At 63.4% G+C, this 10,592-nt stretch carries 9 protein-coding genes; all 9 read left to right on the top strand.

Annotation, left to right across the window (positions count from 1 at the left end; translation table 11 throughout):
* On the top strand, nt 1-725 hold a 725-nt coding region (locus RDN59_RS09830; RefSeq protein ID WP_308607682.1), incomplete at its 5' end, for a phosphopantothenoylcysteine decarboxylase.
* 115 nt (nt 726-840) lie between these two features.
* The gene (gene metK, locus RDN59_RS09825; protein ID WP_308607681.1) at nt 841-2,064 is read left to right on the top strand and encodes a methionine adenosyltransferase; all 1,224 of its coding nucleotides are present in this window, start codon (nt 841-843) and stop codon (nt 2,062-2,064) included.
* Between the two features lie 11 nt (nt 2,065-2,075).
* Entirely contained in the window at nt 2,076-4,118 is a 2,043-nt protein-coding gene (locus tag RDN59_RS09820) for a primosomal protein N' (RefSeq protein ID WP_308607680.1), read from the top strand.
* A gap of 127 nt (nt 4,119-4,245) precedes the next feature.
* Nucleotides 4,246-4,755, top strand: coding sequence for a peptide deformylase (gene def, locus RDN59_RS09815; RefSeq protein ID WP_308607679.1), 510 nt, complete (start codon nt 4,246-4,248; stop codon nt 4,753-4,755).
* Between the two features lie 53 nt (nt 4,756-4,808).
* Nucleotides 4,809-5,804, top strand: a complete 996-nt coding sequence (fmt, locus tag RDN59_RS09810; RefSeq protein ID WP_308607678.1) for a methionyl-tRNA formyltransferase — start codon at nt 4,809-4,811, stop codon at nt 5,802-5,804.
* A complete protein-coding gene (locus RDN59_RS09805) occupies nt 5,801-7,396 on the top strand; it encodes a transcription antitermination factor NusB (protein WP_308607677.1) in 1,596 nt (531 codons plus the stop codon). The genes fmt and RDN59_RS09805 overlap by 4 nt, the downstream gene beginning before the upstream one ends.
* Nucleotides 7,397-7,424: 28 nt before the next feature.
* The gene (gene rpe / locus RDN59_RS09800) at nt 7,425-8,102 is read left to right on the top strand and encodes a ribulose-phosphate 3-epimerase (RefSeq protein WP_308607676.1); all 678 of its coding nucleotides are present in this window, start codon (nt 7,425-7,427) and stop codon (nt 8,100-8,102) included.
* A gap of 47 nt (nt 8,103-8,149) precedes the next feature.
* Nucleotides 8,150-9,127 carry a bifunctional diaminohydroxyphosphoribosylaminopyrimidine deaminase/5-amino-6-(5-phosphoribosylamino)uracil reductase RibD gene (gene ribD / locus RDN59_RS09795; RefSeq protein ID WP_308607683.1) on the top strand — a complete coding sequence of 326 codons (978 nt, stop codon included), beginning with the start codon at nt 8,150-8,152 and terminating at the stop codon, nt 9,125-9,127.
* A 90-nt stretch (nt 9,128-9,217) separates the two neighbouring features.
* The gene (locus RDN59_RS09790) at nt 9,218-9,856 is read left to right on the top strand and encodes a riboflavin synthase (protein WP_308607675.1); all 639 of its coding nucleotides are present in this window, start codon (nt 9,218-9,220) and stop codon (nt 9,854-9,856) included.
* Nucleotides 9,857-10,592 lie beyond the last annotated feature (736 nt).

The following is a 10,592-nucleotide window of genomic DNA, read 5'->3' as shown; positions in this document are numbered from 1 at the left end:
TTGCTCGCACCATCATTGCTGGCCACCGTGTGGACCATGAGTGGCAGGGCCGGAAGGTCGTGATCTCCGCTGGTGGGACGCAAGAGAACCTTGACCCAGTGCGCTACCTTGGCAACCGCTCGTCCGGGCGGCAGGGCTTTGCGTTGGCTGAGATTGCCGCACAGCGGGGTGCCGATGTCACCATCGTTGCCGGTAATACGGAGGCGCTTCCGGTTCCCTCCGGTGCCGCGGTCGTGCGGGTGACCTCAACCCGCGATATGCAGGAGGCAATGAATGCAGAGTCCGCCGACGCGGACATCGTCATCATGGCCGCGGCCGTTGCGGACTATCGCCCCGCTTCCGTGGCTGAGTCAAAGATGAAGAAGGGGTCGGCGGACGCCGATTTGGCGCATCTGGAACTGGTGGAAAATCCAGATATCCTCAAGGGCCTCGTCGAGCGCCGCGACAGTGGCACCCTCAACCCCGATGCCATCATCGTCGGCTTTGCCGCAGAAACCGGTGATGAGACGACGACTGTCCTGGAATACGCGCAGCGGAAGTTCGCAAAGAAGGGCTGCGATGTACTCATGGCCAATGAGGTTGGGGAGGGAAAGGTCTTTGGACAGCCTACGAGCGCTGGGTGGATCCTGCGGCGTGATGCCGAGCCAGTGGTGGTCGAGCCTGGCTCGAAACAGGTCGTGGCCGCGCAGATACTTGAAGCTGTGAATGAAATCCTGAAAAAGTAGTGGTCGTTCTTGCAGCTGTAGACCGCTTGGTCTACGATGGGGCGGTGTTATCAGCCGAGGCGTGGGCAAGGCGCTGTCCCACCCACGACGCGCAGAACTAGCTTAAGGAAAAGTTGTGACTGAAAAAGCTGCACAGGCGGTACGCCTCTTTACCAGCGAATCCGTAACAGAAGGCCACCCGGATAAAATTTGTGACGCGATCTCGGACGCCATTCTTGACGCCCTCCTCGAAGAAGACCCGAACGCCCACGTCGCCGTAGAGACCCTCGTGACGACGGGGCAGGTGCACGTCGTCGGTGAGGTGCGCACTACCGGGTATGTAGAGATCCCGCAGATCGTACGCAAGACCCTCGTGGAGATTGGGTTTACCTCCTCCGACGTTGGTTTCGACGGCCATACCTGTGGTGTCAACGTCGCCATTGGTGAGCAGTCCCAAGAGATCGGGGCCGGCGTGGACGCCTCCACCGAGGTTCGTTCCGGCACCTTTGAAGATGATGACCAGTACGGTGCGGGTGACCAGGGCCTCATGTTTGGCTATGCCACCAACGAGACCCCGGAGTTTATGCCGTTGCCTATTTCCACGGCGCACCACCTCTCGCGTCGTCTTACCCAGGTGCGCAAGGAGGGCATCGTGCCTTCCCTGCGCCCCGATGGCAAGACCCAGGTCACCTACGCCTATGACGAGAATGATGTACCCACGCGCCTGGAGACGATCGTCATCTCTACCCAGCACGATCCGGACGTAACTCAGGAGTGGTTGTCCGAGCAGCTGCGCACGCACGTCGTCGAATGGGTCGTCAACGACGCCGGCTTGGGCAAGTACTACACCGAAGACACCGAGCTGCTCATCAATCCTTCTGGCTCCTTCATCCTCGGCGGCCCCATGGGTGATGCCGGGCTGACCGGCCGCAAGATCATCGTGGATACCTATGGCGGCATGGCTCGCCACGGCGGCGGTGCCTTCTCCGGTAAGGATCCGAGCAAGGTGGACCGCTCCGCTGCCTATGCCATGCGTTGGGTAGCCAAAAATATCGTGGCCGCAGAGCTTGCCGACCGCGCCGAGGTGCAAGTGGCTTATGCCATCGGCCGCGCCAAGCCGGTTGGCCTCTATGTTGAGACCTTCGGTACCGCGCACGGCGGGCTGAGCGACGCCGACATTCAGGCTGCCGTGGACAAGGTCTTCGATCTGCGCCCGGCCGCCATCATTCGTGAGCTCGACTTGCAGCGCCCGATCTACCGCCAAACAGCGGCCTACGGTCACTTCGGCCGCACTGATGTCGACCTTCCGTGGGAGGATACCTCGAGGGCCGTCGACCTGCGCCGTGCCGCCGGCCTGTAGAATCGGGCGCTATGCCCAAGAAGACACCCGCCGCCCAGCAACCGGTCGCGCGGGTGTTGCCCTTGTTAGGGGTAGCGCACCTCGACCGCGGCTTCGACTACCTCATTGATGAGGCGGATTCCGACGCCGCGCAACCGGGCGTGCGGGTGCGTATTCGCTTCAACGGCAGGTTGGTTGACGCTATCCTGCTCACCCGCAGCAGCGACTCTGATTTTTCCGGTTCGCTCCGCTATATCGAACGCGTCATCTCCCCCTATGCGGTGTACACACCGACCATGGCGGCGCTCATCGAATCCCTTGCAGCCCGCTACGGCGGCGTGCGCTCCGATATCATTCGCACCGCCATCCCGGCGCGCCACGCCAAGGCCGAAGAGGCGGATATCACCACACCTTGGGAAGAGCTCGGCACAGCAGAGCACCCAGATCTCTCTGCGTGGTCGAGTTACCAGCATGGCGAGTCTTTCGTGGATTCGGTGCTCACGGGGAACATTGCGCGGGCAGCATGGCAGATCGCACCGGGGGCAGATTGGGCTGGCGCGCTTGCGGCCTTGGGCGCGAGCGTGGCGCTGCAAGGCGGCGGGGTGCTCATGGTTGTGCCTGATCAGCGTGACCTTGACTTGTTGGAGGCGGCGTTTCGTCGCCACCTCTCCGCCAAGCAGATCACGGTGCTTGCGCACAGTACTGGCCCGCAGGCTCGCTACCGCCGCTATCTGTCCGCGCTGACGGGGCAGGCGCGCATCGTTATCGGTACACGCTCCGCGGCATTCGCCCCAGTTAAGAACCTGAAGCTGGCCGTTGTCCTGAATGACGGTGACGATAGCCTGGTGGATAACCTTAAGCCCTACGTCCACACGCGCGAGGTGTTGAGCACGCGTTCCGCGCAGGAAGAGTGCAGCTTTATCCTCGCTGGCCACGCGCGCACGGCCGAAGCCCAGCTGCTGGTTGAATCAGGATGGGCACACGATCTTCTCCCAACTCCGGAAGCTCTGGAAGCGGCGCGCCCCGATATTGTTGCGGTGGGTGCGTTCGGTATCAATCTAGCGCGGCACATGCAGGGCGGGACGACGTCGGTCAGCGGTCCAGCTTTTCAAGCCACCCGCGCTGCACTCGACCGCGGTGAACCCGTCCTTGTCCAAGTCCCGCGCAAGGGCTACGCCCCAATTCTGGCGTGTGGGCAGTGTTCATCCCCGGCACGGTGTCGACACTGCAACGGGCCGCTAGGTTTACCCTCTGCTCGTGGTGCGGCGGATGGGTCTCAGGACTCCGCCGCGCTTCCCACGTGTCGCTGGTGCGGGCGTGTCGACGCCCATTACCGCTGTTCCGAGTGTGGTTCCCCACGGCTGCGGGCTATTGTGCTGGGCTCCGAGCGCACCGCCGAGGAGATGGGGCGCGCCTTTCCCAACACTCGCGTCATCCAGTCAGGTGGCTCCACAGTCCTCGACGAGATCCCTGCTGGTCCCGCGCTGGTCATTGCCACTCCCGGCGCGGAGCCACGCGTTGCCGAGGGAGGGCACTATGGTGCTGCGCTGCTGGTGGAAACCGGGGCGTTGCTGGGCCGTCAGGATCTCCGAGCTACGGAGGATACCTTGACCAAATGGGCCGCCGCCGCCACTCTCGTGGCCCCGGCTGCGCAGGGCGGGGCGGTGATTGTGGCAGCAGATGAGCAGCTCCCGCTTGTGGGCTTCTTGAGCCGGTGGGACATGGTGGGTGCCGCGGCGGCCGAGTTGCAGGCACGCCGCGAGGTACGCTTCCCACCCGCGGTGCATATGGCGGCCGTCGACGGTGCCGATGCCTCGCTCGACGCTTTCCTGGAACTGGCCGAACTACCGGAGCACGCGGAGCTTCTCGGCCCGGTCCCGCTACCGCCCGGGGTGAGCTTGCCAGGGGAGTATGACCACGAACGCGGCGGTGAACCCCAGCGCCTGCTGATCCGCACGCCGCTAGGGCCGCGCTCGGAGCTTGGGAAGGCGCTGCGAACGGCCAATTCGCTGCGCAGCGCGCGCAAGGATGTGTTGCCTCTGCGCATCGCCGTGGACCCGATCAACATTGGATAGACAGAGCAGCCGACCCCACCCCTGGAGGGCACGCACTGCTTACTGTGAACTATTCTCGGTGCAGGAGCACTATGGATGGCAATCCCTGCTCACCGTGAAAGACCGCAAACCACGAGGAGTTCATACTATGACCGTGCGCGAGGTTCGCCTCTATGGCGATCCCGTCCTGAGCACCCGGGCCGAGGAGATCACCGAGTTCGGGCCATCGCTCGAGCGTCTTGCTCAGGACATGCTGGAGACCATGGAAGACGCCGGGGGAGTGGGCCTAGCGGCTAACCAGATCGGCGTGACCAAGCGCATCTTCGTTTTTGACTGCTCTCACTATCAGCACGGCCTGCGCGGTGCCATCATCAATCCCGCGTGGGAAGCAGTGGGACAAGAGACTCAGCTGGGACCAGAGGGCTGCCTGTCCATCCCCGGTATTTCCCAGCCCACCGAAAGGTTCAATACCGTACGCCTTAAAGGTTTTGATCCCCAAGGCCGCCCAGTGTCTATGCTCGCGTCCGGACTGATGGCACGCTGCATCCAACACGAAACGGATCACCTCGACGGAATCTTATTCCTCAAGCGTCTGAGCGATGAGTTGCGAAAGGAATCCATGAAGATCATCCGCCAGTCGGAGTGGTTCAACGCATAGGCGTCAGACTTTAATCAACAATCAACCTCACGAGAGAAAGGCATGCACCCACTGTGCGCATCGTATTTGCTGGAACTCCCGAGCCCGCCGTCGTGGCTTTGGAGAAGCTCATTGCCTCACACCACGACATAGCCGCTGTCATCACCCGTCCAGATGCACGCCGCGGCCGCGGACGCACCCTGCACCCCAGCCCGGTGAAGGCGCTGGCCCAGGAACACGGAATCGAGGTTCTCACGCCATCCACGCTCAAGCCAGGCACCGAGGACGGCGATGCTCTGCGCGCGCGGTTGGCGGAGATTGCTCCGGAGGCTATTCCGGTGGTGGCCTACGGAAACCTGATCACCGAGGATCTGCTGGGCCTCCCAACGCACGGCTGGGTCAACCTGCACTTCTCCCTGCTTCCAGCGTGGCGCGGCGCCGCACCGGTCCAGGCAGCCATTGCGGCCGGTGATGAGCGCACTGGCGCCACGACCTTCCGCATCGATCAGGGCCTGGATACCGGGGACATCCTGGCCACCATCGAGGAATCAATCCTGCCTACCGATACCGCTGATGACCTGCTCACGCGACTGGCGTATGCAGGTGGTGACCTCCTTGTTCAGACCATGAATGGCCTGGAGGATGGCAGCATTACGCCGCAGCCGCAGGAAGGAGAGGCCACCTATGCGCACAAGATCGCAACCGACGACGCCCGCATTGACTGGACCCTGCCTGCTGACGTCATCGATCGCCACATCCGCGCCCATACCCCGGGGCCGGGAGCCTGGACCTTAATGGGGGAATCCCGCCTGAAGGTAGGGCCTGTAAGCAGCGTGGCACCCGCCGAACTCGAGGCGCTGCCAGAGGCTGGCACAATGCGCGCACTCCAGCCAGGAGAAGTGCACGTGGCCAAGAACGCGGTCATGGTCGGCACCGGTAGCTCCCCGGTACGTTTGGGCAAGATTCAACCGCCCGGTAAGAAGATGATGAACGCCGCTGATTGGGGCCGAGGTCTTGCTAGCCAAGGCTCTCGCGGCACGGATGGCACAGACGAGGTGAAGTTCTCATGACCGGAGGGTTTAGGTCCCGCAGCAAGTCTGGTGACCCGGCGCAGCGCGCAGGGAAGGGCACACAGAAAGGAAAGCAGCAAAGGGGCAGCCAACAACGTGGAAACTCGCGCAGTGGACGCGACCACAAGGGACGCCGAGGCGGACAGCGCCAGACTGCTCACCCCGATCACCAGAACCCTTCGCTGATTTCCGCGGCACGGCGCTGCGGGGTGGACGTGCCGCGCGCGGTCGCCTTCGAGGTACTACAGCGGGTTGCGGCGGATGACGCTTTTGCCAACCTCACGCTGCCGAAGGCCGTGAGCGCGAACAAGCTCAGCGGCCGCGACGCCGCCTTTGCCACGGAACTGACCTATGGCACGTTGCGCACCGAGGGCGTTCTCGATGCGGTCATCGCTGAATGCTCGTCGCGCGGGCTCGACGCCATTGCGCCCGAGGTACTCACGGCCCTGCGACTGGGAACCTACCAGGTGCTCTACACCCGGGTGGAGGCGCACGCGGCGGTCGATACCACCGTTCGCCTCGTGGAGGCGGCCGGCCACGAGAAGGCCAAGGGCTTTGCTAACGGCATCATGCGGACTATCACCCGCACACCTGCGCAAGAGTGGCTGGACAAGTTAGCTCCGAGCGGAGAGGTCGCGGCTTTGGCTTTCCGCCACGCTCACCCCGAGTGGATCGCCCGCTCCTTCGGCCGTGCGTTGGGGCTCCTAACCGCTGACGATAATGCGCTCAGTGCCGAGCAGACAGCCGAGCTGGAGCGCGCACTCGAGGCGGACTCTGAGCGGCCCCTTGTGCACCTAGTAGCGCGTCCGGGCGAGATATCCGCCGAAGAACTCGCGCTCATTACCGGCTGCGAAGAGGGACGCTATTCCCCCTACGCGGTCTACCTTGAGCAGGGTGACCCGGGCTCCCTCGAGCCGGTTCGCCAGAAATTGGCAGCGGTCCAGGACGAAGGATCGCAGCTGATCGCACGCGCGGTGACGGAAGCTGAACTTATTGGCGAGGACACCGGACGCTGGTTGGACCTGTGCGCCGGCCCCGGTGGCAAGGCCGCCCTGATGGGGGCTATCGCTCGCGTCGAGGGGGCGGAGGTCGATGCCGTAGAAGTCTCTTCGCACCGCGCTACCTTGGTGGAAAAGACGGTGGGTGACCTGCCTGTCCGCGTGCACCGTGCGGACGGTCGTGCGCCGGGTCTCAACGCGGGCTTCGACCGCGTGCTTGTCGACGCCCCCTGTTCCGGCCTCGGTGCACTCCGTCGCCGCCCCGAAGCCCGCTGGCGCAAAGCCGAGTCCGATATTGCGGAACTCAACACTCTGCAGACCGAGCTCCTCGAGTCTGCGTTGGACCTCGTGCGCCCAGGTGGTGTCGTGGTGTACTCCACCTGTTCGCCCGACCTGCGCGAGACACGGGGCATCGTGGATGCCGCCTTGCAGCGCCACGGCGCTGGGGCAGAGATCCGCGTCGAGGAGCTGGATGCGCGCGACGTGCTGCCGGAGATGGGGGATCTCGGCAGCGAACTCTCCGCCCAAATGTGGCCGCACCGCCACGGCACAGATGCAATGTTTTTCGCCGTCCTCCGCCGAGTAGCGGACTAGCGCCGCGTGAGGGACTAGGCTGAGTGTCATGTCTGCACACTCGTCTGGTCCCATTATCTCCCCATCCATTCTGGCCGCCGACTTCACCCGCTTGGGCGAAGAGGTCAAAGCAGTGGCCAACGCGGATTGGATCCACGTTGACATCATGGATGGTCACTTCGTGCCGAACCTGTCCTTCGGCCCGGATATTACCGCGACGGTGGACGGGATTACCTCGCAGACCCTCGACGTTCACCTCATGATCGAGGAGCCGGAGAAATGGGTGGAAACCTACGCCAAGGCAGGCGCTGATTGCATCATCTTCCACGTCGAGGCCGTGGCCGACAAGGACGCGGCCATCGCCTTGGCCCGCAGGATCCGGGATCTCGGGGTGCGCGCGGGTTTCTCCATCAAGCCGGGCACCCCGATTGAGCCCTGGCTGGATGCCCTTGAGCACTTCGACGAAGTCCTCGTCATGTCTGTTGAACCCGGGTTCGGCGGTCAGAGCTTCATGCCGGATCAGCTGGACAAGGTGCGCACCTTGCGCGCCGCCATCGATGAGCGCGGCCACGATGTCCTCATCGAAATCGATGGTGGCATTTCGGCAGAGACGATCCGCTCCGCCGCTGAGGCAGGCTGCGATGCTTTCGTCGCAGGTTCGGCTATTTACAAGGAAGCGGATAAGGCGGCGGCCGTCGAGGAGCTGCGCCGACTGGCCACGCTGTGATCACACGCCACGATTCTGCTGACCGAACTCAAGCGTTGTGCGTAGCCATGGCGGCCGGCGAGCGGGTGCGCGGTACGACGAGTCCGAACCCGCCGGTCGGCGCAGTGATTCTCGATGCTGCCGGCCGCGTCGCCGGTGTCGGCGCCACCCAGCCCCCGGGCGGGCCCCACGCCGAAGTCATGGCGCTGCGCGATGCGGGGGACAAGGCCCGCGGCGGAACCGCCGTGGTGACCTTGGAGCCCTGCAATCACACGGGTCGTACCGGCCCGTGCGCGCAGGCGCTTATCGATGCCTCCGTGGCCGCCGTGTACTACCTCCACCCAGACCCCACCCCGCAAGCCGGGGGCGGCTCGGCAACGCTGCGCCGCGCCGGAGTCACGGTGGGACAGCTCGTGCTGCCAGAGGGCGTGGATGATGCGCTCGAACCGTGGTTGAGCGCGGTGAGTCTCGGGCGCCCGCACGTCACGCTCAAGTTTGCACAAAGCCTGGATGGTTTCACCGCTGCGGCGGATGGCAGTAGCCAGTGGATTACCGGAGAGCGGGCCCGCGAGCACGTGCATCGTGATAGGGCTCAGCGCGATGCCATCCTCATCGGAACCGGCACGGCGTTAGCGGATAATCCCTCGCTGACGGCGCGCTACCTGGATGGTTCACTGCGCGAGCGGCAGCCGCGGCGCGTTGTCATCGGTTCCCGGGATGTCAGCCGGGGCGGGGCTAGTAACCTGGTCAAGCTAGGCTTCGAGCACTATCCCACGCCGCAGGAGGCACTAGATCAGCTGTACGCCAGTGGAGCGCGAGACATCCTTGTCGAAGGCGGCGCAGGGCTAGCCACCAGCTTCATGGAGTTGGGCTACGTCGAGCGGATTCAGGCCTACCTGGGCAACGTCATTCTCGGAGAGGGCAGAGGAATTCTCACTCGAGCTCTGTCTCGGAGTCTGAGTCAGGCTGAGAGGTGGCAACGTCTCGCGGTTACCGAGCTCGGCGAGGACCTGCTCGTGGAATACCGCAAGAAGGAAAAGCTTTGAAAGCTTCGGAGTTTCACGTGCTATCGGAGCTTTCCACGGTTAGAAGGTTCAAAGGCTTAAGGCTAAAAGAAGAGAAGGGGAGTGCTGGCTATGTTTACTGGACTCGTTGAAGAAATCGGCCACGTCGATAGCGTGGAGCCGCAGGGTGATGCCGTACGCCTCGGCATTGCCGCGACTACCGTGCTGGGGGACGCCCAACTGGGAGATTCCATCGCGGTCAACGGCGTGTGCCTGACCGTTGCTGAGTTGGGAGAAGGAACCTTTATCGCAGATGTCATGAAGGAGTCTTTGAACCGTAGTTCTCTCGGTGAACTCGAGGTGGGCGCGCCGGTCAACCTTGAGCGAGCGGTGCTTCCGACGACGCGTTTGGGTGGTCACATTGTGCAAGGGCACGTCGATGGCACCGGGACCTTGCTGCGCCGCACACCATCGGAGCACTGGGAGGTGCTCCGCTTTAGCCTGCCGGCCGAGCTGCAGCGCTACGTGGTGGAGAAGGGTTCCATCGCGGTGCAAGGAACCTCCTTGACGGTATCGGCCTTGTCAGACGGGCATGGAGAGCCAGACGCGGAGAGCTATTTCGAAGTCTCACTCATTCCCACCACGCTGCGCGATACCGTGTTCGGTTCGATGGCGCCAGGCGCTCGCGTCAACCTCGAGGTAGACGTGCTTGCAAAGTATGTGGAGAGAATGGTTCACCCCAACGCCTCCGCCACTGGCACGGAGGGATAGAGTAAGTCCTTATGAGCGCTGCAGATTCAGCTTTTAGTTTAGATAGCGTCGACGAAGCCATCGCGGACATCGCGGCCGGCAAGGCGGTCGTCGTCGTGGACAATGAGGACCGTGAGAACGAAGGTGACCTCATTTTCGCCGCTGAGCTCGCTACCCCGGAGCTCGTGGCTTTTATGGTGCGCTATAGCTCCGGCTACATTTGCGCACCGCTGCTCCCAGAAGACTGCGAGCGTTTGAACTTACCCCCGATGCTCGCGGTTAACCAGGACATAAGGCAGACCGCCTACACCGTCACGGTGGACCTGGCTAATGGTTCCACTGGTATCTCTGCCACCTCGCGTTGCGAAACTATCCGCAGGTTGGCCGATCCCTCCTCTGAGCCCTCGGAATTTACCCGCCCCGGACACGTGGTCCCGCTCGCCGCGCGCCCGAATGGTGTGCTCGAACGCGACGGGCACACGGAAGCCGCCATCGATCTGGCTCGCTTGGCAGGCCTTCGCCCAGCTGGCGTGCTCTGTGAGATCGTCTCTGAAGAGGATCCCACAGACATGGCGCGTTCCCCGGAGCTGCGCCGCTTTGCCGACGCCCACGGGCTGACGATGATCTCCATCGAGCAGCTCATCGAGTGGCGGCGCCACAACGAGCAGCAGGTTCACCGCCAAGTAGAAACTCGCCTGCCCACCGAATACGGCGAGTTTTGCGCGGTAGGGTATTCGTATGCCGTCTTCTGCTTGAA

Origin of the sequence: uncultured Corynebacterium sp. (assembly GCF_902489365.1) — a bacterium.
Classification (GTDB): Bacteria; Actinomycetota; Actinomycetes; order Mycobacteriales; family Mycobacteriaceae; genus Corynebacterium.
The sequence above is the reverse complement of the archived record's forward strand: the minus strand, read 5'-3'. Positions and strand labels throughout refer to the sequence as shown.